The organism is Altererythrobacter sp. B11 (assembly GCF_003569745.1).
Taxonomy (GTDB): domain Bacteria; phylum Pseudomonadota; class Alphaproteobacteria; order Sphingomonadales; family Sphingomonadaceae; genus Croceibacterium_C.
The window spans coordinates 3555296-3580621 of the sequence record NZ_AP018498.1; the positions used below are offsets into that span (position 1 = coordinate 3555296).

Sequence of the window (25326 nt, forward strand, 5' to 3'; positions counted from 1 at the left end):
CTGGCAAAGCGGCGGCGCCGTGATAGAAAGCGGCCATGAACAACCACTCCGATCGCCGCCTGCAGCGGCGCCTGCTCGCCGGTGCGGCGGCTTTCACCGCTTCCCTCGCCCTTGCCGCCTGCGCCACTGCCCCCGTCGGTGATGTCGGTTCCACCTCGCCGGCGCCGGTGGCGGCGGGCACGGAGGCAGCCCCGCTGCCGCAGCTCGTGTCGCAGGTGGACATTCCCTACGAGAGCTTCACCCTGCCCAACGGCCTCACCACCATCGTCCATACCGATCGCAAGAGCCCGGTGGTGGGCGTCACCGTCTATTACCGCGTCGGTTCGAAGAGCGAGCCGCGCGGTCGCACGGGCTTTGCCCATCTGTTCGAACATCTGATGTTCGGCGGCAGCGAGAACGTGCCCAATTTCGATATTCCGCTGGAGGCCGCGGGCTCCACCAGCACCAATGGCTCCACCTGGTACGATCGCACCAATTACGTGGAAACGGTGCCGACCGGCGCGCTGGATCTGGCCCTGTTCATGGAAAGCGACCGCATGGGCCACCTGCTCGGCGCGGTGACGCAGGACAAGCTCGATAAGCAGCGCGGCGTGGTGCAGAACGAGAAGCGGCAGGGCGACAACCAGCCCTATGGCCTGGTGGAATACAAGATTGCCGACGGGCTGCTGCCCGTGGGGCACCCCTATCGCCACTCCACCATCGGTTCGATGGCCGATCTCGACGCGGCCAGCCTCACCGACGTGCGCAACTGGTTCACCGATCATTACGGCCCGAACAATGTCGTCCTCGCCCTTGCGGGGGACATCGATGCCGCCACCGCGCGGCCGCTGGTCGAACGCTGGTTCGGCGATATTCCGCGCGGACCCGACGTGGCGGAGCGCGCTGCGCCGCCCGTCTCCCTCTCTGCCCCGATGCGCGAAACCATGACCGACCAGGTGCCGGTGACGCGCATCTATCGCAGCTGGATCGGCCCGGCGCTGACGGACCGGGACGCGGTGGCGCTGGAAGCGGGCATGTTCGTGCTCGGCGGCCTCGCCAGTTCGCGCCTCGACAATGCGCTGGTGCGCGGGGACGAGTTGGCGGTGAGCGTTTCCGCCGAGGCGCAGCAGCATGAGCAGATCAGCTTCCTGCAGGCGCAGATGGATGTGAAGCCGGGCGTGGATGCGGCAGCCGCCGAAGCGCGCTTCGATGCGGTGATCGACGAACTGGTGCGCAACGGCCCCACGCAGGACGAGCTGAAGCGCGCAGCCACGCAGATCGTCTCCTCCGAGATCGGCGCGCTGGAGCTGGTCGGCGGCTTTTCCGGCAAGGGCGCCACGCTGGCCGAGGGCAAGCTCTATGCGGCCGACCCGGCGCATTACAAGGCGGAGCTGAACGAGCTGGCGACGCTGACCCCGGCCGAGGTGCAATCGGCACTGCAGCGCTGGCTGTCGCGCCCCGCCTATACGCTCACCGTCGTGCCCGGCGAGCGCACGGACGACGGCGCCACCATGGGCGGTTGGGGCGACGAGGGCACCGTGCCCCCGCCGCAGCCCGATGCGAAGAAGGCGGTTGCCGCGATCAAGCAGGGCCCGCAGCGCGAAGCACCGCAGGTCGCCCCGGTGGGCGAGCTGAGCTTCCCCGCCGTGGAACATGCCCGGCTTTCCAACGGCATAGAGGTGGCACTGGCCCGCCGCACCGCCATCCCCAAGGTCTCGCTGGCGATGAGCTTCGATGCCGGTACGGCCGCCGACGGGGCGCAGCGTGCGGGCACGCAGTCGCTGATGATGGATTTGCTGGAAGAGGGCACCAAGAGCCGCAGCGCGCTGGACATCGCGGTGGAGCAGGAACGGCTCGGCGCCGCGATCAGCACCAGCACGGGCACGGACAGCTCGGTCGTTTCCATGACCGCGCTCACCGCCAATCTCGCGCCTTCGCTGGCGTTGATGGCCGATCTGGTGCGCAATCCGGCGTTCGCGCCGGACGAGGTGGCGCGGGTGAAGGACCAGCGGCTGGCCGCGATTGCGCAACAGCAGGCCTCCCCCATGGGCCTCGCCAGCCGGGCGCTGGGGCCGCTGATCTATGGCGACGCGCATCCCTACGGCTCGGTGGGTGCGACGGGGCTTCCCTCCGTGGTCCAGTCGCTGACGCCGGAGGCGCTGGCGGCAGTGCATGACACCTGGCTGCGCGCCGACAATGCCACCATCACCGTGGTGGGTGACGTGACGATGGCCGAGCTTCTTCCCGCGCTGGAGCGCAGCTTCGGCGACTGGCGCGCACCCGCGACGCCGAAGCCGGAAAAGAGCGTGGATGCTCCCGTCGCGCCCGCGAAGCCGCGACTGGTGGTGATCGACCGGCCGAACAGCCCGCAAAGCGTGCTGGTGCTCAGCCGCGTCCTGCCCCTCACCGGCATGGACAAGGACCAGGAGGCACTCGATCTTGCCAACCAGGTGATCGGCAGCGGCTTCCTCTCCCGCCTCAACATGGATCTGCGCGAGGACAAGGGCTGGACCTACGGCATCGGCAGCGCGCTGTCCGACGTGACCGGGCCGCGCAGCTTCTCGGTCTATACGCCGGTGCAGAGCGACCGCACGGCGGATTCGATCCGCCTGATCCTGAAGGACATGAAGGCCTTCCCGGCCGAACAGGGCGTGGACGAAACCGAACTGCAGCGCGTGACCGACGGCAATATCCGCAACCTGCCCAACAGCTTCCAGACCAACGGGCAGGTGCTGGGCGCGCTGCTGGAGAACGAGAAGCTGGGCCGGCCGGACGATTACTATGCCAGGCTGCCCGGCATCTACCGCACCATCGATGCGGCGGAGATCGACAAGGCGGCGGCGGATTACCTGCAGCCGGAGCAGATGGTCATCATCGTGGTCGGCGATCGTGCCCAGATCGACGATCAGCTGAAAACGCTGAACATGCCGGTGGACTATATCGAGGCGTCGGAGCTGTAAGGCTCCGCGCCCCGCGCGTCAGTCCAGCCGCCCCCGCAGCGCCTGATAGGCGGCGGCGGTGGCGGCATTGGCGAGGTTGAGCGAGCGGATGCGGTCCGATCGCATCGGCAGGCGAACCAGGCGGTGGCGCAGCGGCTCCACCACTGCGGCGGGCAGGCCCTTGGTCTCCCGCCCGAAGACCAGATAGGCATCCTCTGGATAGTCCGCGTCGTAGAAGCTGCGCTCGGCATACTCCTCGAACAGGAACAGCTGGTCCTCGCGCGGGCCGCGCTCGGCCAGGAAAGCCTCCCAGCTCGCAAATTCGGCCAGCCGTACATGCGGCCAGTAATCGAGCCCGGCACGTTTCACCTGCCGGTCCGACAGGTCGAAGCCGAGCGGGTGGATCAGCACCAGTTCCAGATCGAGCGCGACGCAGGTGCGGCCGATGGCGCCGGTGTTGTGCGGGATCTCCGGCTGCACGAGGACGATGGAAAGCGGCATGGCCGCGCTGTGGCGCAGCGGGCGCCATCGCGCCAGCGGATGTTGTAGACGAAGCCGCCTAGTCGCCTTCGCCCCGCTCCATCATTTCCATGAAATCGCGCGCCGCATCGCGATCCGCCGCATCCTTGAAGGCGACATCCAGATCGGGCGCGGCACCGAACATATGCAGCAACGCCCACAGGGCGAAGCGGCGCTGCCGGTCCTTCTCCATGCCCAGATCCACGTGCATCCGTTCGATCCCCGCGGCCAGCGCATCTGGAGAGACCGCGGACAGATCGGTGGTGGCGAAATAGCGGCGCAGCTGGTCATCGAATTGCATCGCCTGCCCCTCAGCCTTTCCGCGCGAACCAGATGGTGTGCATCGGTCCCTTGCCGTTGCTGCGCGCCCGCACGCCGATTTCCTCCACAGCGAAGCCCGCCTTGCGCAGCCGCGCGGTGAAGGCCGCATCCTTCGCGGCGGACCACACGGCCAGCACCCCGCTGGGCCGCAGCGCCGCCTTCGCCCGGCGCAGCCCCTCGGGCGAATAGAGCCGGTCATTCCCGCTGCGCACCAGCCCATCAGGTCCGTTGTCCACGTCGAGCAGGATGGCATCGTATTGCCCCGCCCCCGCGCCGATCACATCGGCGACATCGGCCATTTCGAGATGCACGCGCGGATCGTCGAGGCAGCCGGCGGCAAGCTCCGCCATCGGCCCGCGCGCCCACTCGATGATCTCCGGCACCAGCTCCGCCACGGTGATCCTCGCACCTGCCCCCAGCCGCGCCAGCGCGGCGCGCAGGGTGAAGCCCATGCCATAGCCGCCGATCAGCATATGCGCGCGGGAGACGGCGGCGATGCGGTTGCAGCTCTCTTCGGCCAGAGCGATTTCGGAACCGCTCATGCGGCTGCTCATCAGCTCGTTATAGCCCATCACGATCATGTAATCGCGATCGTGGCGGAACAGGCGCAGTTCCTCCCCGCCGGGAACCTGCGCCGTGCCGATGAGCTCGCGTGCGATCACGCCCGTGCCTCCGCCCGGCCGATCAGGCCAGCTTCTGCTTCAGGATCTCGTTCACCACCTGCGGATTGGCCTTGCCCTGCATGGCCTTCATCGTCTGGCCGACGAAGAAGCCGAACAGCGCTTCCTTGCCGCCCTTGTACTGTTCCACCTTGTCGGCATTCGCGGCCAGCACCTCATCGATCTTGGTCTCGATCGCGCCGGTATCGGATTCCTGCTTCAGCCCTTCTCGCTCCACGATGGCGGCCGCGCCGTCACCGGTTTCGATCATCTTTTCGAGCACCTGCTTGGCGATGCTGCCGGAGATCGTACCCTTGCCCATCAGCGCCAGCAGCTCCGCCCCGCCCTGCGGCGAGACCGGCGAATCCTCCAGGCTGCGGCCGGCCTTGTTCAGCGCGCCGAAGAACTCGGAGATCAGCCAGTTGGCCGCCTGCTTTGCGACATCGGCGGGCTGCTTGCCCTGCGCCGTGGCGGCTTCGCCCAGCAGCAGTTCGAACCACCGCGCCGTCTCCACCTCGGCCGTCAGCACATGCGCATTATAGGCCGACAGGCCCAGCTGATCGACATAGCGCGCGCGCTTGGCATCGGGCAGTTCGGGCAGGCTGTCCCGGCATTCGTCGAGGAACTGGTCGTCCAGCTCCAGCGGCAACAGGTCGGGATCGGGGAAATAGCGATAGTCATGCGCGTCTTCCTTGCTGCGCATGCTCCGCGTGGTGCCGGTGTTCGGATCGAACAGCCGGGTCTCCTGCACGATCTTGCCGCCGTTCTCGATCACATCGACCTGGCGGTTCGCCTCATGCTCGATCGTCTGCATCACGAACCGCACGGAATTGACGTTCTTCGTTTCCGTGCGCGTGCCGAATTCGTCGCCCGGCCGCCGCACGGAGACGTTCACGTCCGCGCGCATCGAGCCTTCTTCCATATTGCCGTCGCACGAGCCGACATAGCGCAGGATGCTGCGCAGCTTGCGCAGATAGGCGCCCGCTTCGGCGGGGCTGCGCATGTCGGGCCGGCTGACGATTTCCATCAGCGCCACGCCCGAACGGTTGAGATCGACATAGGACATGGTCGGGTGCTGATCGTGCATCAGCTTGCCCGCATCCTGCTCCACATGGATGCGCTCGATCCCGATCACCTTGTCCTCGGGAATGCCGGCCTTCTCGTCCGCCTCGATCAGCAGCTGCCCTTCGCCCACCAGCGGGTGATAGAGCTGGCTGATCTGGTAGCCCTGCGGCAGATCGGCGTAGAAATAGTTCTTCCGGTCGAACCGGCTCCATTTGTTGATCTGCGCCTCGATCGCCATACCCGTGCGCACCGCCTGGCGGATGCACTCGCGGTTCGGCACCGGCAGCATGCCGGGCATGGCCGCATCGACCAGGCTGACCTGGCTGTTAGGCTCCGCCCCGAAGGCGGTGGAAGCGCCGGAGAACAGCTTGGCCTTGCTGGTGACCTGGGCGTGGACCTCAAGGCCGATCACGACCTCCCACTCACCGGTTGCGCCGTGGATGCGATATGTCGATTCAGTCATGTCTCTGCCGATAGTCCGCGCCGCGCCGGGTGAAAAGCCTCACGTAACAGGCAGCGCCGCCGCCACCCGCCTCGGCTCGCCCCGCGGCGCCATCAGGCGGCGCGACCACTGGCGGGCCGGCTCCTCCACATAGCGCCAGGTCAGGACGCTCAGGCCCAGCGCCGCGCCCACCAGCGCCAGCGTCAGCGCCGTTTCCCACGCCCGCCCCAGTTCCACGCTCATCAGGCCATAGCTGTGACGTCCGGGCCGCACCCATTCCTCGCGCCCCAGCGCCGTGAACAGATGCGGCAGGCCGCGGTTGAGCGCGATCACCAGGATCAGATGCGTCATGTAGATCGAATAGGACCAGCGCCCGATCGCCATCAGCGGCGCAGTGCGCAGCAGGCGGCTGACCGGCCCTGCATCGGCAGCGAACACCAGCACCAGCAGCAGGAACAGCCCGTCCAGCAGCGGGATCCAGATGATCGTCTTGCCCGGCAGCCACAGTACGTAGAGCAGCGCGGCCATTACCAGGACTTCCGCCGCCGCCAGTCCCCAGCCCGGCACCCGGCCGACGTGGGCGGACAGGCGGCGATGCAGCGCATGGGCCAGCACCCCCAGCGGAAAGGCGATGAGCCCGCGCTGCAGCAGGCGGCCGAAGCCGATCACTCCCACCTCGTTCAGCAGCACCACGCTCGCCACCACCACCGCCAGCGCAGCCAGCGCAATGCCGATGCGGCGCGTGCCGAACAGCAATGCGGCCCCGATATACATCACCAGTTCCACGCTGATCGACCAGCTGACGGGGGCGTAGAAATTGCCCGCATGAAGCATGAAGCCATCGAGCAGCGGCAGGCCGCGTGCCAGCAGGCTGAGGCTGTGCGGTTCGTTCAGCACGGGTCGGAAAATGGCGAATTCCGCAGCCGTGAACACCGCCACCACCGCCAGATGCAGCGGCAGCAGCCGCCCCACCCGCAGCAGCAGGAAGCGCCCGCGCGGGAATCCCTCCGCCAGCCGCCCGCCATAGCTGGCGGCGATCACGAAGCCCGACAGCACGAAGAAGAAATCGACCAGCAGCCAGCTGGACCGGGCGATATTGCTGCTGGCGATCCAGCCGAAATCGCCGATGTGATACAGCACCACGCCCAGCGCCGCCACGCCGCGCAGGGAATCCAGCGCGATGTAGCGGTGCACGGCCCCTGCGGGCACTGCGGCCGCGCTCATCGCGGCGCGAAAGCGGCGGTTACCACCACTTCTCCGGCCTGGCGGTGAAGCCCGCGCGCTGTTCGATCGCGAGCCCGGCGTTGAGCACATCCTGCTCTGCGAAGGCGCGGCCGATCAGCTGGAGGCCCAGCGGCAGGCCCTGTGCGTTCAGCCCGGCGGGCACGCTCATCGCAGGAAGCCCCGCGAGGCTGGCCGGCACGGCGAACACATCGTTCAGATACATCGACAGCGGATCGCTCGTCTTGTCCCCCAGCGCAAAGCTGGCGGTGGGCGTGGTCGGCGCCAGCACCAGGTCGCACTGCCCCCAGGCATTTTCGAAATCGCGCTGCACCAGCGTGCGCACCTTCATCGCCTGCGTATAATAGGCGTCATAGAAGCCGGCGCTCAGCACATAGGTGCCGATCAGGATGCGGCGCTTCACCTCGTCGCCGAAGCCGGCGGCGCGGGTGGCGGCATACATGTCCTGCAGATTGGCCCCTTCAGGCAATTCACGCAGGCCATAGCGAACGCCGTCATAGCGGGCGAGATTGCTGGAGGCTTCGGCCGGGGCCACGATGTAGTAGGCCGGCAGCGCATATTTCGTATGCGGCAGGCTGATATCCACCACATTGGCGCCCGCATCCTTGAGCCAGGCAATACCCTGATCCCAGCTGGCGAGGATCTCGGCGTCGGTGCCCTCCATCCGGTATTCGCGCGGAATACCGATGGTCTTGCCGCGCAGATCGGCATCCAGCGCGGCCGACCAATCGGGCACCGGCATGTCGAGGCTGGTGGAATCCTTCGCGTCGAAACCGGCCATGGCTTCCAGCATGATGGCGCAATCTTCCACGCTGCGGGCCATCGGTCCGGCCTGGTCGAGACTGCTGGCGAAGGCCACGATGCCCCAGCGCGAACAGCGGCCATAGGTCGGCTTGATGCCGCAAATGCCGGTGAAGGCGGCGGGCTGGCGGATCGAACCGCCGGTGTCCGTGCCGGTCGCGGCCGGGCACAGCCGCGCGGAGATCGCCGCGCTGGAGCCGCCTGAGGAACCGCCCGGCGCCAGATCGGCATTGCCGCCGTCATTGCGCCGCCAGGGGCTCAGCACATTGCCGAAATAGCTGGTTTCGTTGGAGGAACCCATGGCGAACTGATCGAGGTTCAGCTTGCCCAGCATCCCCGCGCCGGCATCCCACAGCTTCTGGCTGACGGTGCTTTCATATTCGGGCGTGAAGCCTTCCAGCATGTGGCTGGCGGCGGTGGTCTGCACGCCCCGCGTGGCGAACAGATCCTTCATCCCGATGGGCACGCCCGCCATCTTGCCCAGCGGCTTGCCCGCGGCGCGATCCGCATCCACGCGATCGGCTGCTTCCAGCGCCTTGTCCGGCGTGGCGACGATGAAGGCATTGAGCGCACCGGCCGCGGCGACATTGGCGTTGAACGCGTCCGCCACTTCGCGCGCGGTGAATTCGCCGCCGGCCACGCCGTCGCGGATGGCCTTTACGCCGAGGTCTGTAATGTCAGTCATGCCATGGTCCGAAAGATCGGGGCGCCTGCGGCAACAGATGCAGCACGCGCGGAATTGAAGGATGTGTCGCGCCCCGACCCGCTCGTCCTGAGCTTGTCGAAGGACACGCGCCGGAAGGCAGCCATCATTCGATGACCTTCGGCACGCCGAAGAAGCCGTGTTCGGCCGCCGGCGCATTCGCCAGCACCTCGTCGCGCACGCCGCCGCCGGTCAGCGGATCGGCATCCACGACATCGTCGCGCAGGCGCAGGTGCTGCGGGATCACCGCCGTCATCGGCTCCACGCCGGAGGTATCCACCTCCTCCAGTTGCTCGACCCAGGCCAGGATCTGGTTGAATTCGGGCGCCATCCGGTCGAGTTCATCCTCGCCCATCTTGATGCGCGCCAGGGAGGCGATTTTCGCCACGGTTTCGCGGGTTACGGACATAGGGGCGCGTTAGCCCCACGCCCGGCGCGCTTCAAGCTAATCGAGCGGGCGATCCATCGGTTTGCCGTCCACGAAAATGTAGCGCTTCTCCAGCGTGCGGATTTCCACCGTGGAATCAGGCTTCAACGCCGGCCCCGCGGCGCGCGGCGGCGCGGCGGAAGTGCCGCCTTCGCCCAGCGTAAGTTGCTGGAATCCACCGCCGGAGACGAGCGCGATGCGGCGCGTGCCGTTCGGCCCCGCGCCCAGATCCAGCGCCACGCAGCGTTCCGGGCACTGCCAGGGCTCGGTCCGCAGATAGGCGAGGACGAGCCGCCGCAGCGCGGGATCTTCGGGCTGGACGCGCAGGTCGATCTTGGAGTCGGGGCGGATCGGCTGGCCATAGGGGCGGGTCTTCTGGGCGAGCGCGGCGCTGGCATATTCGGCCGGCTTGCCGCCGCCTTTCGCCAGCCCTTCCAATGCCTTGCGGCCCGCCGCGCCGAAATCCCAGCGCAGCGCCGCATAGTCGAAATCCTCTGCGCTCACCGCGCCGGAGCGCAGGCGCGCCAGCTGGTTGCGCGTGGACAGCGCGCCGAAATCCAGCACCGGCAGGGCGAGCAGCAGGGCCAGCGCGCAGGTGCCGAGGGCGAGGTGGAAATTCGCCTCGCGCAGCTTCGCCGCCCAGTTGCCCCGCCAGCCGCGCAGCAGCGCGCCCCAGTATCCGAGGCCCCAGGCACAGGCGACGATGATGGCGGTGAGGCCCCACAGCCGTTCCGGCGCCAGTCCGTATTGGGCGAGCCGCAAGCCCATCGAAACCGCGGCGAAAGCGGCCAGCGGGAAGAGTACAATCGTTAGGGCATAGGCAGCGAGGCGCATCACGCGCGATCCGCTCATCGCCGCGTCCTCCCCCCGCACGATCGCATTGACCAGAACGAAAGCCCCGGCGGCACACATCAGCAGCACCGGCGTGGCGCTGCGGGTCGCTTGCCACAGCACCTCCGGCCCCGAAACCGCCGTCGCCAGCAGGAAGATCGCGAGACCCGCGGCGACCGGGAGGGCGAGCAGCGAGAGGACGAGCATCACCACCGATTGCAGCGTGCCCAGCACTCTGGCCTGGTTGCGCAGCGTGCCCAGTGCAGCGCCGAAGGCGAGGCCGGAGAAGGTCCAGCCGAACCAGCCGCGATCCATCAGCTGGCGCAGCAGGTCGATCTTCAGCAGGTGGAACAGTTCGGACAGGATCAGCAGCACCAGCCAGGCGAGGCCGGTGAAGGCCAGCGCGCCGGCCCCGCCGATGGCATCGGTCCACACGTGGTAATGCGTTTCGGCATAGGGCGTGGCGAGGCGGCGGCGGAAGAAGCCCGCCTGGAACAGCGGCAGGGCGAGCAGCAGCGCCAGCACGCCGGCGGCGAAGCCATAGGCCGGGTCCGGCAGTGCATCGCCCGCGCTGACCGCGCGCCAGGCAAGGCCCGCCATCACCACCCCCGCTCCGAGCGAGAAGGCCGCGGGCTCGGTCCAGCGATCCTCCTCCACCGTGAAGGCGGCGGACAGCGTGCCGAAGAACAGGAAGGCCGCCAGCGCCGCGCGCCAGCCGTCGTGCAGGTCCGCCCCCCTGCCGTCGGTAACGAAATGGATCAGCAGCCCGGCGAGGCCGAGCATTCCGGCGAGCAGCCAGGGCCGCAGCGGCCAGTCCGCCTGCCGCTGTGCCGGTTCAGCCGCTGCTGCGCTTGCCCCGGCCATCTGCGCGAAGGCTTACTGCGCCCCCTGCGGCGGCGGGCCCGCGGGGCTGCCGCCCTGCTGGGGCATCTGCTGCTGCATCATGCGCTGGAGCATTTCGAAACGCTGCTGCGCTTCCTGCAGGGGCATGAAATCCACCAGCTCGATCTCGAAGGTGAGGTCGCTGTCCGGCGGGATCGGCGCGCCCGGCGGCGGGTTGGAGCCATAGGCCTTGTCCGCCGGGATCTCGACCACATACTTGCCGCCGCGCTGCATCTGCAGCACCGCTTCCTGGAAGCCGGGCACCGTGCCCGCAAGCTGCATCGGCTGGCCTTCGGGCAGCAGGCCCTGGATCGGCAGCGGCATGTTCTGCGACTGGTCGAACACCGTGCCATCAGGCAGCTTGCCGGTGTAGTGCAGGAACACCACGTCATCCACCGTGGGATGGGCGCCGGTGCCGGCGGTCACCGTTTCCACGTGGACCCCGGCCGGCATGGCGGACCAGGCCACCCCGCCGGCGATCAGCACCGCGGCGGCCACGCCCAGCCACAATTTGGAAAGGGAGCCCTTGGCGATGGGGTGCAGGGGAACGCGGGTGACTTCGGCCATCAGTACCAGATCCTGAAACGAAAAGAGGCGCGGATTGCTCCGCGCCCCCTTTGGCCGATCACCGGGATCGTTACAAGCTCAGCGAGCGCCGTCACGCTCCGCCCGCTTGCGCTCCAGCTTGCGGGCGCGGCGCACGGCGGCAGCCTTTTCGCGGGCGCGCTTCTCGCTCGGCTTCTCATAGTGACGGCGCAGCTTCATCTCGCGATACACACCTTCCCGCTGCAGCTTCTTCTTAAGCGCGCGCAGGGCCTGTTCGACGTTGTTATCGCGGACGATGATCTGCATAAATTCAAGCCACCTTTACTAATCTGGATCGGGAGAGCCCGCGAGATCGGCGCGGGATGCACCATGTATCACACCAATGAAAAAAGCGCCGAATCCGTTCCGGATCGGCCGCAACCGGCGCGCCAATAAGGGAATCGCTTCCGGAACGCAAGGATTTCAGCCCGCAGGTTTCAATTGGCGGGTTTCCTGCGCCGGCCCGCACGGCTACAGCGCGCCGGATGAATGCCCTCTCCCCCCTTACAGCATCCGCTCTCGTGGCCCTCGGCGGCGGCGCCGGCGCGGTGCTGCGTTTCCAGCTAGCGCGCGCCATGGTCGCCCTGCTTGGCGCTGACGCCGTGCTGCGCTTCCCCTGGGCCACGCTGGCCGCCAATGTCATCGGCTGCCTGGCCATGGGCCTGCTGACCGGCGTGCTGGCGCGCAGCGGCGGCAGCGGGGAGGCATGGCGCCTGTTGCTGGGCGTGGGCCTGCTGGGCGGCTTCACCACCTTTTCCAGCTTCGGGCTGGAGCTGTTCATGCTGGTGGACCGGGGCCATCTGGTTTCCGGCTTCGCTTATGCCGCCGTGTCGGTGCTCGCCGGCCTCGCCGCCCTGTTCATCGGCCTTTCGATCACGCGGATGCCGGCATGAGCGGGCAGAACGCGAAACCCGAAGCGACCCCGGGCGTGCGCCAGTTCACCGTGGCGCCGGACGATGACGGCATCCGGCTGGACCGCTGGTTCAAGCGCCACCTGCCGCAGGTGGGCTTCGGCATGGTTTCCCGCTGGGCGCGCACCGGGCAGGTGCGGGTGGATGGCAAGCGGGTGAAGCCGGAAGACCGGCTGGCCGCCGGGCAGGTGCTGCGCGTGCCGCCGGGTGGGGAGAGCGATCGCCCCAAGCCCCAGCGCCGCCAGCTGAGCCAGGACGAGATTGACCGGGCCGAGGCCATGCTGATCGCGCGCACCGATGCCGCGCTGGTGCTGAACAAGCCGCCCGGCCTTTCCACCCAGGGCGGCACCAAGACGACGCAGCATGTCGACGGCCTGCTGGATGCCTATGCCGGGGATGACGAGCCGCGCCCGCGGCTGGTCCACCGGCTGGACAAGGATACCAGCGGCGTGCTGCTGGTCGCCCGCACGCCGGGCAGCGCCGCCTTCTTTTCCAAGCGCTTTTCCGGCCGCTCCGCCAAGAAAATCTACTGGGCGCTGGTGGTGGGCGTGCCGGACCTCGCCGAAGGCGAGATCGACGCCCCGCTGGCCAAGCAGCCCGGCACCGGCGGCGAGAAGATGCATGTGGACGAGGAGAACGGCCAGCCCGCCCGCACCCTCTATCGCGTGCTGGACCGGGCGGGCAACCGCGCCGCCTGGGTGGAGCTGCAGCCGATGACGGGGCGCACCCACCAGTTGCGCGTGCATCTGGCCGCCATCGGCCACCCGATCGTGGGGGACGGCAAATATGGCGGGCAGGATGCCTTCCTGACCGGCACGATCAGCCGCAAGATGCACCTCCACGCGCGCCGCCTGATCATCGACGCGCCGAAGGATTCACGCGGGGGCGGCGGCAAGCTGGACGTGACGGCAGAACTGCCCGATCATTTCGCTGCCAGCCTGGAGCAGCTGGGCTTCGACGCGGGCATGAGCGACGCGCGCCCGGTGGCGGAGCCGCCGCGCGAACGCACCCCGCAGGAAAAGAAGCAGGCGGCGCGCCAGCACGCCCGCCAATATCGCAAGGCCCGGCGCGGGGAACGCCGCACGCGCGGCGCGCCGAAACCGGACAAACCCGGCAAGCGCTGATGCATCCCGCCGCCGCCTTCCACACGCCGGACCGCGCACTGCACGAAATGCTGATCGAACAGATCGGCTTCGGCATGGTCTTCGCCGCGACGCCCGCCGGCCCACGCGTGGCGCATACGCCGCTGGTTTCCACCGGCGATGGCGCGGTGCAGTTCCACCTGTCCAATCGCAACGCGCTGACCCCGCATCTGGAAGGCGGCACTGCGCTGCTGCTGGTGAACGGGCCGGACGCCTATGTCAGCCCGCGATGGTATGAAGATGCGCGCACGGTGCCCACCTGGAACTATATCGCGCTGGAAATGGAAGGCCGCGTTCGCCGGATGGCCCCGGAAGGGCTGGCCGGGCTGCTCGGCACCATCGGCGCGCGCGAGGAAGCCCGGCTGGGGGGCGACCAGCCCTGGCGGCCGGAGGATGTGCCGGCGCAGCAGTGGGATGCGCTGTTTCGCGGCATCACCGGCTTCGAAATGGAAGTGGCCGAATGGCGGCCGACCTTCAAGCTGTCGCAGAACAAGCCCGCGGAAGATCGCGAGCGGGTGGCCGATGCGCTGGAGAATGGCGGCGGATCGGGCATCGCCCAATTGATGCGCAGCCTGGGCGCGCGGGACGCATCATGAGCGTGCGGCTGGCGGTGTTCGATTGCGACGGCACGCTGAGCGACGGGCAGGCCGCGGTCTGCACGGCGATGGAGGCTGCCTTTGCCGAAGCGCGGCTGCAGGCGCCGGAACGGTACCGGGTGCGCCGCATCGTGGGCCTTAGCCTGCCGCACGCCATGGCGCAGCTGGCGCCCGACGCGCCGCGCGAGGTGCAGGCGGCGCTGGTCGAATCCTACAAGCAGGCCTTCCGCCGGGCGCGGCTGGACGGATCGCTGCACGAACCCCTGTTCGATGGGATCGCCGATCTGCTGGGCGCGCTGCATGGCACCGGCTGGGTGCTGGGCGTGGCGACCGGCAAATCCGATCGCGGGCTGCATTCCACCCTCACCACCCACGGCGTGCATGCGCTGTTCACCACGCTGCAGACGGCGGACCGGCACCCGTCCAAGCCCCACCCCTCCATGCTGGAACAGGCCATGGCCGATGCGCTGGCCCGGCCGGCGAATACGGTGATGATCGGCGATACGGTGTTCGACGTGGAAATGGCGCGCACCGCGGGCGTGCGCGCAATCGGCGTCGCCTGGGGTTATCACGAACCGGCGGAACTGCTGGCCGCGGGCGCCGAGGCGGTGGCCGCAACCCCCGCCGAGCTGAAGGAACTGCTGCATGGCTGACCCGGTGAGTGAGAAGATCGCCCGCAATCGCTGGCTGGTCATCAGCCTGCTGCGCATGGCCGGCGTGGCCGTGGTGGTGATCGGCCTGCTGGTCGTCAGCGGCACGATTCCCCTGCCCCCGGCGGCAGGCTATGTCCTGCTGGCCATCGGCCTGCTCGATACTTTCCTGGTGCCGCAGCTGCTGGCCCGCAAGTGGCGTAGCCCGCGCCCGTGAAGCGGTTCTGGAAAGAGGTGACGGTCGAAGCGGCCGAAGGCGGCTTCCGCCTGGCGCTGGACGGGCGGCCGATCCGCACGCAGGGCGGCGCCCCGCAAGTGGTGCCGAGCCGCGAGCTGGCGGAGGCCATGGCGGAGGAATGGCGCGCGCAGGGGGAGGACGTGGACCCGAGGCAGTTCGTGCTGCGCGATCTGGCCGATTTCGCCCTCGACAAGGTGGCGCCGGATCGGGCGGGCAGCGTGGATGCGCTGATGCCCTTCGCGGAGACGGACACGCTCTGTTATCGCGCGGACCCTGACGAGCCGCTCTATCGCCGCCAGCAGGAGGTGTGGGAGCCGCTGCTCACCGCGCTGGAGGCGCGCCACGGCATCCGCATGGAGCGGGTGAGTGGCATCGTCCACCGGCCCCAGCCGCCCGCTTCGCTGGCCGCATTGCGCGCCGCGCTGCTGGAACAGGATGCCTTCGCCCTTGCGGCGCTGCGCACCATGGCGCCGCTTGCCGCGTCGGTCACCGTGGCGCTGGCGGCGCTGGAGGACAGGGCCGATCCGGCGGCGCTGTTCGCCGCGGCCAATTGCGAGGAAGACTGGCAGGCCGAGCTGTGGGGCTGGGATCCCCGCGCGGAGGAGGATCGCGCCACGCGGCTGGCAGCCTTCACCGCTGCGGCGGATTTCGCCCGGTGGGCGCGGGCCTAGCTCAGCGCCCGACCCACGCCGCCACCTGAGTGGCGACGTCATTGGCAGCCTGGTTCAGCGCAGCACCCACCGGCGCAGCCTTCGGGGCGACGCCGGGAACGGTGCTTTCGAACCGCCGCGAACGCACCTGCCCATCGGGCCGGCGCAGCACCGCATCGAAGCGCACCACCACGCTGGAACTGGTCGCGTCATAGCCCATGGTGGCCAGCTGGCCGGTGAGCTGCGTGGCGGCGGCATATTGCAGATCGCCGCCTTCCAGCACCAGCCGCCCGGTCTGCATGCGCACCGCCTCGGTCAGCAAATGGCCGAACAGCTTGGCCGGCCGATCGACCCAGGTGGCATCCGGCAGATAGGCGAGGGTCGCGGGCGTCACCTGCACCGGTACGCGCGTGACCTTCAGGCTCTGCGGCGCTTCGGGTTCGAGCACGGAAATCGCGGTCGAGAAATCGCCCGTCACCGCGGCCCCTGCCGGGGCCGTGGTGGTGGGAGTAAGGGTGATCAGCTCGTCCGGCGGATCGCCGCCGCCGAAGCTGACGCATCCGGCCAGTGCCAGAGCACCCGCCAGCGCCACGGCGGATTTCGCGGGAAGCCTCGCCATCCAGCCCATATGCACTCCCCTTCTGCTCATGGCCCCTCTGCTCATGGCTTGTAGTCCGGTAGCTTGGGCCCGCCGATCAGCGAACCCGCGCCCTGGTTTTCGATCTTGTCGGTCAGGCCGCGCAGCGCTTCGCTGGTGCGGCGCAGATCCTGCAGCGTGGCTTGCGCCGCGGGCAGGGTCCGCTCGGTGAATTCCCGGGTGGCCGGCTGCGCGCCGTCCAGCGTCGCCTGCAGCGATGCCGCCGCGCCCTGTGCCGATTTCAGCGTCTTGCGCATTTCCTGCGCCAGGCTGGCCCCGTCACGATTGAGCAGGTCGTCGGTGGAATGCAGCGTATCCTCAAAGGCAGCCAGCGTCTTGGTCGCCTGCCCCAGCGTGCCCTGCAGCTCCTCCAGCGTGGCCTTCACCTGCGGCGTGGTGTCCGCCATCTCCGCCGTCAGGCGGTCGGTGTTGGCGAGGATGCCGGAGATCGATTTCTGGTTTTCGTCCGACAGCAGGCGCGACAGGCGATCGGTCAGCGTCGCCAGCCGTTCCAGCAGCAGCGGGGCGCTCGCGAGGATTTCGCCGATCGCGCCGGGGGTGGCCGGGATCACCGGCACGCCTTCCGGCCCCGGTTCCGTGATCGGCGGCGCGCCGCGCACCGCCCCGCCCAGCGAGACGTTGGAGACGCCGGTGAAGCTGGCGGAAATGGAGGCTGTGGTGCCCTGCAGGATCGGGATTTCGCTGCGCAGCGCCACGCGCACGCGGACGAATTCCGGGTCCTGCCGCCACAATTCGATCTGCGTCACCTGCCCGGCGGGTACGCCCTGGAAGGTCACTTCCGATCCGTTGGCGAGGCCGCCGACGGATTGTTCGAAGAAGATGTCATACTCCTTCAGATCCCGCGAGCCGAGCCCGGCCAGCCAGATGAAGAAGGCCGCCAGCGCGGCCAGAAGTGCCAGGGTGACGACACCGACCCAGACGTAGTTTGCCCGCGTTTCCATGCGCCTGCCCTATGCCCCCCCGCCAGTGTGCTTGTCCACGGATTTCCCCTTGGCCGCAGTCGCCTGCGCCGCACGGGCCCGCGGGCCGTTGAAATATTCCTGGATCCACGGATGGTCGGATTCCAGCAGTTCCGGAATCGTACCCACCGCAATCACCTTCTTGTCCGCCAGCACGGCCACCCGGTCGCAGATCGCGTAGAGCGTATCGAGATCGTGGGTGATGAGGAACACGGTGAGCCCCAGCGTATCGGCCAGTTCGCGCGTCAACTCGTCGAAATTGGCGGCGCCGATCGGGTCCAGCCCGGCGGTCGGCTCGTCGAGGAACAGCACTTCCGGGTCCAGCGCCAGCGCACGGGCGAGGCCGGCACGCTTGCGCATCCCGCCGGACAGCTCGGACGGATATTTGCTCGCGGCATCTCCGGGCAGGCCCGTCATCACCACCTTGTAGCGCGCGATCTCATGCATCAGTTCCAGATCCAGCTCGGGATAGAACTGCTTGATCGGCACTTCGACATTCTCGGCCACGCTCAGCGTGGAGAACAGCGCGCCGCCCTGGAACAGCACGCCCCACCGGTTGCGCACACCGATTTCCTCGTCCGGCTCAGCCTGTATGATGTCGCGGCCGAAGACCTCGATCGTTCCGGCGTCGGGGCGCTGCAGGCCGATGATGGAGCGCATCAGCACCGATTTGCCTGCACCCGATCCGCCGACGACGCCCAGCACCTCGCCGCGCCGCACCTTCAGCGAGAGATCCTCGTGCACCACCTGATCGCCGAAGGTATTGCGCAGCCCTTCGATCACGATGGGAAATTCGCCGGTGTAATGCTCGATCGGCGTGCCGGCCTGCACGGCCTCGTCCACGCCATTGTCCTCGGTGGGTTCGATGGGGGTTTCCTCGGTCATCCCCAGCCGATCTCGGTGAAGAACACCGCAAAGAAGGCATCGAGCACGATAACCATGAAGATCGCCTGTACCACGGCCTGGGTGGTGCGCAGGCCCACCTCCTCCGCATTGCCGGACACCTGCATGCCCTGATAGCAGCCGGCCAGCGCCACAATCAGGCCGAACACCGGCGCCTTGACCATGCCGACATAGAGATCGTGCAGCGGCACCACCTCCTGAATGCGCGCGAGGAAGGTGAGGAACGGGATGCCCAGCGTCAGGTCCGAAATCACCGCGCCGCCGATGATCGCGACGACCGAGGAATAGAAGCCCAGCAGCGGCATCATGAACACGGCCGCGAAGATCCGCGGCAGGATCAGCGCCTCCATCGGGGAGACGCCGATGGTGCGCATCGCGTCGATTTCCTCGGTCAGCTTCATCGTGCCGATCTGCGCCGCGAAGGCGGAGCCGGACCGGCCAGCGACCATGATCGCCGTCATCAGCACCCCCAGCTCGCGCAGGGTGATGCGGCCGACGAGATTCACCGTGAGCGTTTCCGCCCCGAATTGCGAAAGCTGCACCGCACCCTGTTGCGCGATCACCACGCCGATGAGGAAGCTCATCAGCCCGATGATGAACAGCGAGGTCACCCCCACCAGCTCCATCTGCCGCACCAGCGCCTTCAAGCGCAGACGGCGCGGATGGACGATGGTGCCCAGCGTGGTCGCCACGATGGCGCCGAGGAAGCCGACGACGCCCACTGCGCCGTGGCCAAATTCCACCGTCTTGAGGCCCACGTCCTGGAACACGCGCAGCGGCGCGCGAAGGCGCGGCGGCCTTATGTCGGCGCTGCTTTCGGAGCGGCGCACCGCGGCCATCAGCACTTCGGCCTGCTCGCTGGCGCCGGTTACATGGGCATCATGCGCATCGGCCAGGCGGCAGACGATCCACGCGCCCACCGTATCGATCGCGCCGACATCGGACAGGTCGATTTCCTGCACCGGCCCATCGAGCGCGCGCAGCTTGCGGTCGATGACGCTGACGGTGGAGATGAGCAGCGGGCCCTGGAGCGATACGGTGGTGCGCCCCCCAGCCTCCGTTACGTCGAAATCAGCCCATTCACGCATCATGCGCGGCTATGCGGATAAATTGGCGTTGCGGCAAGCGTTGCCAGTGCCGTGCGGGGCTGGCAAAGGCGCTCCCCGATGACCAGCGAGCTTGCAAAGACCTTCGACCCCGCCGCGATCGAGGCGAAATGGTACCGCCATTGGGAAGAAACGGGCGCCTTCCGCCCGGAACGGCCCGACGCAACCCCCTTCACCATCGTGAACCCCCCGCCCAACGTTACCGGCAGCCTGCATATCGGCCATGCGCTCGATAACACGCTACAGGACATAATGATCCGTTACGAACGGCTGCGCGGCAAGGACGCGCTGTGGGTCGTGGGCACGGACCATGCCGGCATCGCCACGCAGATGGTGGTGGAACGCCAGCTGGAAGCGCAGCAGGACAAGCGCACCAATTACACGCGCGAACAGTTCGTGGAGAAGGTGTGGGAATGGAAGGCCGAAAGCGGCGGCACCATCACCGGCCAGTTGCGGCGCCTCGGCTGCTCCATGGACTGGAGCCGCGAACAATTCACCATGGATCCGCATTTCACCCGCGCCGTGGTGAAGGTGTTCGTCGACCTGCACCGGCAGGGCCTGATCTATCGCGACAAGCGGCTGGTGAACTGGGATCCCCGGCTGAAGACCGCGATTTCCGACCTCGAAGTGGAAACGCGCGAGGTAAAGGGCGGCTTCTGGCATTTCCGCTACCCGCTGGCCGACGGCGTGACGCTGGACAATGGGCAGGATTATATCGAGGTCGCCACCACCCGGCCCGAAACCATGCTGGCCGACATGGCCGTGGCCGTCCACCCGGATGACGAACGCTACACATCCGTGGTCGGCAAAGACATCCTGCAGCCGATCACCGGCCGCCGCTTCGAGGTGGTGGCTGACGAGCACGCCGACCCCGAACTGGGCAGCGGCGCGGTGAAGATCACGCCCGGCCACGATTTCAACGACTTCGAAGTGGGCAAGCGCGCCGGGATCAAGCCCGCCGACATGCTCAACATGCTCGATGCCGAAGCCCATGTCATCCAGACGGCGGACGGGCTGGTGCCGGAAGAGTTCATCGGCATGGAGCGTTTCGAGGCGCGCAGCCTAGTCGTCCAGCGGATGAAGGAACAGGGCTTCCTCATCCCCCATGTGGACAAGGACGGCGCCGAGCATGATGCCGAGCCGCGCACGATCCAGACCCCGTTCGGCGATCGCGGCGGCGTGGTGATCGAACCCTGGCTGACCGACCAGTGGTATGTCGATGCCGCAACCCTCGCCCAGCCGCCGATGCAGGCGGTGCGCGACGGGCGCATCGAAATCGTGCCCAAGAGCTGGGAAAAGACCTTCTTCAACTGGATGGAAAACATCCAGCCCTGGTGCGTCAGCCGCCAGCTCTGGTGGGGCCACCGGATTCCGGCGTGGTATGACGCGGACGGCAAGGCCTATGTCGCCGAGACGGAGGAGGAAGCCTACGCCCTCTATCGTCATTCCCGCGAAGGCGGGAATCCAGCGGCGGCCGAACTGGATCCCCGCCTTCGCGGGGATGACGAGGGTGTGGAGGGTGGCAACGCGCTCACCCGCGATCCCGACGTCCTCGACACCTGGTTCTCTTCCGCCCTGTGGCCCTTCGCCACGCTGGGCTGGCCGGAGGACGGTGAGCCCTCTCCCCTTGAGGGGAGAGGGTTGGGAGAGGGGAACGCCGCCTCCGCCAGCGCCGCACCCGCATCCAAGGGCAGCCCCCCCTCCCCGGCCCTCCCCCCTGAAGGGGAGAGGGAGTCACTCCTCGCCAAGCACTATCCCAACGACCTGCTGATCTCCGGCTTCGACATCCTGTTCTTCTGGGATGCGCGCATGGCGATGCAGGGCATGCATTTCATGGGCGAGGTGCCGTGGCGGCGGCTTTACCTGCACGGTCTAGTGCGCGCGGCGGACGGGCAGAAGATGTCCAAGTCCAAGGGCAATGTCGTCGATCCGCTGGGCCTGATCGACAAATATGGCGCGGATGCGCTGCGCTTCTTCATGGCGGCGATGGAAAGCCAGGGCCGTGACGTGAAGATGGATGAGAGCCGGGTCGAAGGCTATCGCAACTTCGCCACCAAGCTGTGGAACGCCACGCGCTTCTGCCAGGCGAACGGCATCGGCGCTTCCACCAGCATCGCCGCGCCGCCTGCCACCAGCGCGGTGAACAAGTGGATCATCGGCGAAGTGGTGGAAACGCTGGCGCAGTTGGACAAGGCGCTGGCCGACCTGCGCTTCGACGCTGCGGCCAACACCATCTACCAGTTCACCTGGGCGACCTTCTGCGACTGGTATCTGGAGCTGATCAAGGGCCAGGTGGACGAGGAGACGAAGGCCGTCGCAGGCTGGGCGCTCGACCAGATCCTCGTCATGCTGCACCCCTTCATGCCCTTCATCACCGAGGAGCTGTGGCATGCGCAGGGCACCCGCGACTATGATCTGATCCTGGCCCGCTGGCCCGCCCCGCAGGCCGCGGTGGACGCCGACGCGAAGGCGGAGGTGGACTGGCTGATTGAATTCGTCGAGAAGGTCCGCTCGATGAGGGCAGAACTTAACGTTCCGCCCGCAGTAATGCTAACCTCCGCTGTTGACTCGCTAGATGATGCCCTTCGTTATCGAATTTCGAATAACCTCTCTTCTATTCAGCGGCTGGCGCGCGTTGCGCACGTTCAATTCGACGTCGGTAATGTCTTCTCAGTAGGGGACGCACCGCAAAGCTTGAACGTGTTTGGGGCGATCGTACTCAACAAGTCACCCTCCGCGCAAGTCGTTGTTAGCACGGCGACTTATGTGTTCCCGCTAGAGGGGGTGATCGACATCGCTGCGGAAAAGCAACGACTGGCCAAGGCGCGCGATGCGTCCGCCAAGGAACGGGATTCGCTGGCCAAGCGGCTGGACAATCCGGCCTTCGTGGAAAAGGCCAAGCCCGAAGCGGTAGACAAGGCGCGGGCCGACCACGCCCACCACGCGGCCGAGGTGGAGCGGCTGGAAGCGGCCCTGGCCCGGCTGGGGTAGGTTTGGCTGGGGCGCGGCTGGCGCGCGTCCTTCGACAGGCTCAGGACGAGCGGGTGGGTAGGACCGGCGCGCATCCTTCGACAGGCTCAGGATGAGCGGGGGTGGTGTGCTGGTCTCATCAGAGAACCTGCCCCCATTCCCCCTATCCGCTCGTCCTGAGCCTGTCGAAGGACGCGCACCCAACCGCTGCACCACTCACCAACCTAAGTCCCGTCGAAGGACGCGCACCCCACCCCCTCAACTACATCCGCTCATCCTGAGCCTGTCGAAGGATGCGCGCCCCGCCCAGCCCAACACCCCCCTGCCCGCCCTCCACGATTTCCTATTCCCGGCAGATATGCCAAGGGCCGCGCATGAACCGCCCCGCCGCCCCCTTCTCCGCACCCCTTTTCGCGCCCTGTGGCAGGGCCGCGCGCGGCGGGTGGATTTTCTTCCGAATAACCCTGTTCCACCGTGTTCCAGCCCCGGCTTTTCAAAGGCTTGCGCCATGCCGCTGACGCTGGCCACTACGACGCCGGGGGAGCCGGAAATCTTCGCCTCGATCCAGGGCGAAGGGCCGAGCGCGGGGCGGCCGGTGGCCTTTATCCGCCTGTCCCGCTGCAATCTGGCCTGCCGCTGGTGCGACACGCCCTACACCTGGCATTTCACCGGTGACGCGCGGCCGCATCGCGGCGGGGAAACCTATGATCGCCCGGCCAACCAGCTGGTGCTGGCGGAAGAGGAGGCGGCGGCGCGGATCGCCGCGCTGGGCAAGCCGCGGCTGGTGATCACCGGGGGGGAGCCGCTGCTGCAGGCCCCCGCCCTCGCCCGCATGCTGGCGCATCTGCCGGGCATGGCGGTGGAGATCGAAACCAATGGCACGGTCGCCCCGCATCCGGCGCTGGACCCGCTGGTTGCGCAATACAACGTCAGCCCCAAGCTGGCCCATTCGGGCAATCCGGCGGAGCTGGCGCTGCCGCCCGAACGGCTGGACGCCTGGGCGGCCGAACCGCGCGCCTTCCTGAAATTCGTGGTGGCCGAGCCGGGCGATGTGGACGAGGTGCTGCAACTGGCAGAGCGCCACGGCATCCCCCGCGCGCGCATCTGGCTGATGGCCGAAGGCACCGATCCCGCCACTCTGGCCGCGCGCGAGGCATGGATTGCAGAGCGTTGCATCGCAAGCAATTTGACTTTGTCCAAACGCTTGCACATTGAGCTGTTCGGCGACACCAGGGGCACGTGAGCGGGGACGACGGGATGGCGATGAAGGGTGATCTCACCGAGGGGCCGATCCTGCGCACCCTGCTGTTGTTCAGCGTGCCCACGCTGTTCAGCAATGCGCTGCAATCGCTCAGCGGCACGGTCAATTCGATCTGGGTCGGGCGGCTGATCGGGGAAGAGGCGCTGGCCGCCACGGCCAATGCGAACATCATCATGTTCCTCGTCTCGGCCGCGGCCTTCGGCTTCGGCATGGCCGGCACGGTGAAGATCGGCCAGCGCTATGGCGCGCGCAATATCGACGGGGCGCGGCGTACCTTCGGCACGGCAGTGGGTTTCTGCTGCCTGCTGATGGTGGCGATCGCCGTGGGCGGCTGGCTGCTGGCCCCCGCGCTGCTGACGGTGCTGGAAACGCCGGGCGGCGCCTATCCGCTGGCGCTCACCTATCTGCGGCTGATCTTCCTTTCGATGCCCTTCATGATGGTCTCCATAATCCTCACCATGGGGCTGCGGGGGACGGGCGATTCGCGCACCCCGCTGATCTTCATGGGTGTCACCGTGGTGCTGGACACTATCTTCAACCCGATGCTGATCGCCGGCGTGGGGCCCTTCCCCGCGCTGGGGATCGCCGGATCGGCGCTCTCCACCATCATCGCCAGCTTCATCTCCTTCGTCGCCATGGTGATCTATGTCTATTCGCGCGACCTGCCGCTGCGGCTGCGCGGGGCGGAGCTGGCCTATCTCGTGCCAAACCGGGAGGAACTGCGCTTCATCGTCGGCAAGGGCATGCCGATGGGTGCGCAGATGCTGCTGATGAGCGCGGCGGGCATCATCGTGGTGGGGCTGGTCAACCGCGAAGGGCTGCTGATGACAGCGGCCTATGGCGCAGCGATGCAGCTGTTCACTTACATCCAGATGCCCGCGATGGCCGTTGGCGGCGCGGTGAGCGCGATGGCCGCGCAGTTCATCGGTGCGCGCCAGTGGGACCGGCTGGACCAGGTCACCCGCGCCGGCGTGATAATCAACTTCGTCCTCACCGGCTCGGTCACGCTGCTGCTGCTGCTGTTCGACCGGCCGGCGCTGGTGCTGTTCCTGGGGCCGGACAGCCCGGCGGTGCCGCTCGCCCGGCATATCCAGTTCCTCGCCAGCTGGAACTTCGTGTTCTTCGGCGTGACCATGGTGATGACGGCGACGATGCGCGCGGGCGGCGCGGTGTGGGTGCCGCTGTGGATCCTCGGCATCGCGCTCTATCCCGTCCGGCTGGGGTTCTATTACCTCACCTACGGCACGCTGGGCTCGGACGCGATCTGGCTGTCGTTCCCGGTGGGCGCCTTCTCGGCGCTGGTGCTGGCCTGGTGGGCCTATCGCTATTCCGGCTGGCGCGCCCGCGCGGTGGCGGAGACGGAGGAAGAGGCGCGGGAACAATCGCAGGCAGATGGGCTTGCGACCGGGCGCATGACGCCTAATCTATAGCGGCTGGCGTCCGATTCCCGCGCGGTTTGCACTTGCGCGCGGCTTTGCGGGCACCGTATCGCGCAATGGGCGTTGGGGGCGCATGGCACACCGTGTTCTCGTCGTTGAAGACGACGTGCTAAATGGCATGTTCTATCAGGCGGTTCTGGAAGCCGGGGGGTTCACCGTGCGCGTCGTTTCCGACGGGGCCTATGTGCTGCGCGCGGTAGAGGAATTTGCGCCCGATCTCATCACGATGGACATCCAGGTGCCCAACATCTCGGGCCTGGAGCTCACGCGCAAGCTGCAGGCGGACGACCGCTTCCGCGAGATACCCATCCTCGCCATCACCGCCTTCGCAGGGCGAGGTGAGGAAGGGACGATCCGCAACGCCGGCGCGCGCGGCTATCTGGCCAAGCCGGTGTCGATCAAGCGGCTGATGGCGGAAATCGAAGGGCTGCTGCCGCCGCAATAACGG

At 67.7% G+C, this 25326-nt stretch carries 25 protein-coding genes; 11 read left to right on the plus strand and 14 right to left on the minus strand.

What is annotated here, in order from left to right:
- Positions 1 to 35 precede the first annotated feature (35 nt).
- A complete protein-coding gene (locus tag AEB_RS16680; protein ID WP_119084140.1) occupies positions 36 to 2939 on the plus strand; it encodes a M16 family metallopeptidase in 2904 nt (967 codons plus the stop codon).
- An 18-nt stretch (positions 2940 to 2957) separates the two neighbouring features.
- Here the strand turns inward: AEB_RS16680 and AEB_RS16685 are convergent, their stop codons facing one another.
- The 10 genes from AEB_RS16685 to rpsU form a co-directional block, all read right to left on the minus strand.
- Positions 2958 to 3419, minus strand: a complete 462-nt coding sequence (locus tag AEB_RS16685; RefSeq protein ID WP_119084141.1) for a tRNA (cytidine(34)-2'-O)-methyltransferase — start codon at positions 3417 to 3419, stop codon at positions 2958 to 2960.
- A 58-nt stretch (positions 3420 to 3477) separates the two neighbouring features.
- Entirely contained in the window at positions 3478 to 3738 is a 261-nt protein-coding gene (locus AEB_RS16690) for a hypothetical protein (protein ID WP_119084142.1), read from the minus strand.
- 10 nt (positions 3739 to 3748) lie between these two features.
- Positions 3749 to 4420 (minus strand): spermidine synthase, encoded by a 672-nt coding sequence (locus AEB_RS16695; RefSeq protein ID WP_119084143.1) that lies wholly within the window; start codon positions 4418 to 4420, stop codon positions 3749 to 3751.
- Positions 4421 to 4442: 22 nt separating this feature from the next.
- A complete protein-coding gene (gatB, locus tag AEB_RS16700; RefSeq protein WP_119084144.1) occupies positions 4443 to 5945 on the minus strand; it encodes an Asp-tRNA(Asn)/Glu-tRNA(Gln) amidotransferase subunit GatB in 1503 nt (500 codons plus the stop codon).
- A 39-nt stretch (positions 5946 to 5984) separates the two neighbouring features.
- The gene (locus AEB_RS16705; RefSeq protein WP_172593142.1) at positions 5985 to 7148 is read right to left on the minus strand and encodes an acyltransferase family protein; all 1164 of its coding nucleotides are present in this window, start codon (positions 7146 to 7148) and stop codon (positions 5985 to 5987) included.
- A gap of 19 nt (positions 7149 to 7167) precedes the next feature.
- Positions 7168 to 8652 carry an Asp-tRNA(Asn)/Glu-tRNA(Gln) amidotransferase subunit GatA gene (gene gatA, locus AEB_RS16710; protein WP_119084146.1) on the minus strand — a complete coding sequence of 495 codons (1485 nt, stop codon included), beginning with the start codon at positions 8650 to 8652 and terminating at the stop codon, positions 7168 to 7170.
- A gap of 124 nt (positions 8653 to 8776) precedes the next feature.
- Positions 8777 to 9079: an Asp-tRNA(Asn)/Glu-tRNA(Gln) amidotransferase subunit GatC gene (gatC, locus tag AEB_RS16715; RefSeq protein ID WP_119084147.1), complete on the minus strand. Its 303-nt coding sequence runs from the start codon at positions 9077 to 9079 to the stop codon at positions 8777 to 8779.
- A gap of 36 nt (positions 9080 to 9115) precedes the next feature.
- A complete protein-coding gene (locus AEB_RS16720; RefSeq protein ID WP_119084148.1) occupies positions 9116 to 10792 on the minus strand; it encodes a DUF4153 domain-containing protein in 1677 nt (558 codons plus the stop codon).
- Positions 10793 to 10804: 12 nt separating this feature from the next.
- Positions 10805 to 11377 carry an FKBP-type peptidyl-prolyl cis-trans isomerase gene (locus AEB_RS16725; protein ID WP_119084149.1) on the minus strand — a complete coding sequence of 191 codons (573 nt, stop codon included), beginning with the start codon at positions 11375 to 11377 and terminating at the stop codon, positions 10805 to 10807.
- 78 nt (positions 11378 to 11455) lie between these two features.
- Complete coding sequence (gene rpsU / locus AEB_RS16730) at positions 11456 to 11662, minus strand: 30S ribosomal protein S21 (RefSeq protein WP_119084150.1); 207 nt, start codon at positions 11660 to 11662, stop codon at positions 11456 to 11458.
- 218 nt (positions 11663 to 11880) lie between these two features.
- Between rpsU and crcB the strand changes: the two genes are divergently transcribed.
- The 6 genes from crcB to AEB_RS16760 are packed head-to-tail and all read left to right on the plus strand — an operon-like array spanning position 11881 to position 15603.
- Positions 11881 to 12288, plus strand: coding sequence for a fluoride efflux transporter CrcB (gene crcB / locus AEB_RS16735; RefSeq protein ID WP_119084151.1), 408 nt, complete (start codon positions 11881 to 11883; stop codon positions 12286 to 12288).
- Complete coding sequence (locus AEB_RS16740) at positions 12285 to 13430, plus strand: RluA family pseudouridine synthase (protein ID WP_119084152.1); 1146 nt, start codon at positions 12285 to 12287, stop codon at positions 13428 to 13430. The genes crcB and AEB_RS16740 overlap by 4 nt, the downstream gene beginning before the upstream one ends.
- On the plus strand, positions 13430 to 14044 hold the full coding sequence (locus tag AEB_RS16745) for an FMN-binding negative transcriptional regulator (RefSeq protein WP_119084153.1): 615 nt from the start codon (positions 13430 to 13432) through the stop codon (positions 14042 to 14044). The genes AEB_RS16740 and AEB_RS16745 overlap by 1 nt, the downstream gene beginning before the upstream one ends.
- Positions 14041 to 14697 (plus strand): HAD-IA family hydrolase, encoded by a 657-nt coding sequence (locus AEB_RS16750; protein WP_172593143.1) that lies wholly within the window; start codon positions 14041 to 14043, stop codon positions 14695 to 14697. The genes AEB_RS16745 and AEB_RS16750 overlap by 4 nt, the downstream gene beginning before the upstream one ends.
- Positions 14690 to 14911, plus strand: a complete 222-nt coding sequence (locus AEB_RS16755) for a hypothetical protein (RefSeq protein WP_231958798.1) — start codon at positions 14690 to 14692, stop codon at positions 14909 to 14911. Before AEB_RS16750 ends, AEB_RS16755 begins: the two co-directional genes overlap by 8 nt.
- Entirely contained in the window at positions 14908 to 15603 is a 696-nt protein-coding gene (locus AEB_RS16760; protein ID WP_119084154.1) for an ATP12 family chaperone protein, read from the plus strand. Before AEB_RS16755 ends, AEB_RS16760 begins: the two co-directional genes overlap by 4 nt.
- Position 15604: 1 nt before the next feature.
- On the opposite strand, the gene AEB_RS16765 is transcribed toward AEB_RS16760, so the two are convergent.
- The 4 genes from AEB_RS16765 to AEB_RS16780 are packed head-to-tail and all read right to left on the minus strand — an operon-like array spanning position 15605 to position 19190.
- A complete protein-coding gene (locus tag AEB_RS16765) occupies positions 15605 to 16231 on the minus strand; it encodes an ABC-type transport auxiliary lipoprotein family protein (protein ID WP_231958799.1) in 627 nt (208 codons plus the stop codon).
- Between the two features lie 11 nt (positions 16232 to 16242).
- Positions 16243 to 17181: an MlaD family protein gene (locus tag AEB_RS16770; protein ID WP_119084155.1), complete on the minus strand. Its 939-nt coding sequence runs from the start codon at positions 17179 to 17181 to the stop codon at positions 16243 to 16245.
- Positions 17182 to 17190: 9 nt separating this feature from the next.
- Positions 17191 to 18084 carry an ABC transporter ATP-binding protein gene (locus AEB_RS16775; protein ID WP_119084156.1) on the minus strand — a complete coding sequence of 298 codons (894 nt, stop codon included), beginning with the start codon at positions 18082 to 18084 and terminating at the stop codon, positions 17191 to 17193.
- Positions 18081 to 19190: an ABC transporter permease gene (locus AEB_RS16780; protein WP_119084723.1), complete on the minus strand. Its 1110-nt coding sequence runs from the start codon at positions 19188 to 19190 to the stop codon at positions 18081 to 18083. Before AEB_RS16780 ends, AEB_RS16775 begins: the two co-directional genes overlap by 4 nt.
- A 78-nt stretch (positions 19191 to 19268) precedes the next feature.
- Between AEB_RS16780 and AEB_RS16785 the strand changes: the two genes are divergently transcribed.
- The 4 genes from AEB_RS16785 (at position 19269) to AEB_RS16800 (ending at position 25323) form a co-directional block, all read left to right on the plus strand.
- Positions 19269 to 22199, plus strand: a complete 2931-nt coding sequence (locus AEB_RS16785; RefSeq protein ID WP_119084157.1) for a valine--tRNA ligase — start codon at positions 19269 to 19271, stop codon at positions 22197 to 22199.
- 487 nt (positions 22200 to 22686) lie between these two features.
- Entirely contained in the window at positions 22687 to 23421 is a 735-nt protein-coding gene (locus AEB_RS16790; RefSeq protein ID WP_119084158.1) for a 7-carboxy-7-deazaguanine synthase QueE, read from the plus strand.
- A 14-nt stretch (positions 23422 to 23435) separates the two neighbouring features.
- Positions 23436 to 24869: an MATE family efflux transporter gene (locus AEB_RS16795; protein ID WP_119084159.1), complete on the plus strand. Its 1434-nt coding sequence runs from the start codon at positions 23436 to 23438 to the stop codon at positions 24867 to 24869.
- 82 nt (positions 24870 to 24951) lie between these two features.
- Positions 24952 to 25323, plus strand: coding sequence for a response regulator (locus AEB_RS16800; RefSeq protein WP_119084160.1), 372 nt, complete (start codon positions 24952 to 24954; stop codon positions 25321 to 25323).
- Positions 25324 to 25326: the final 3 nt, after the last annotated feature.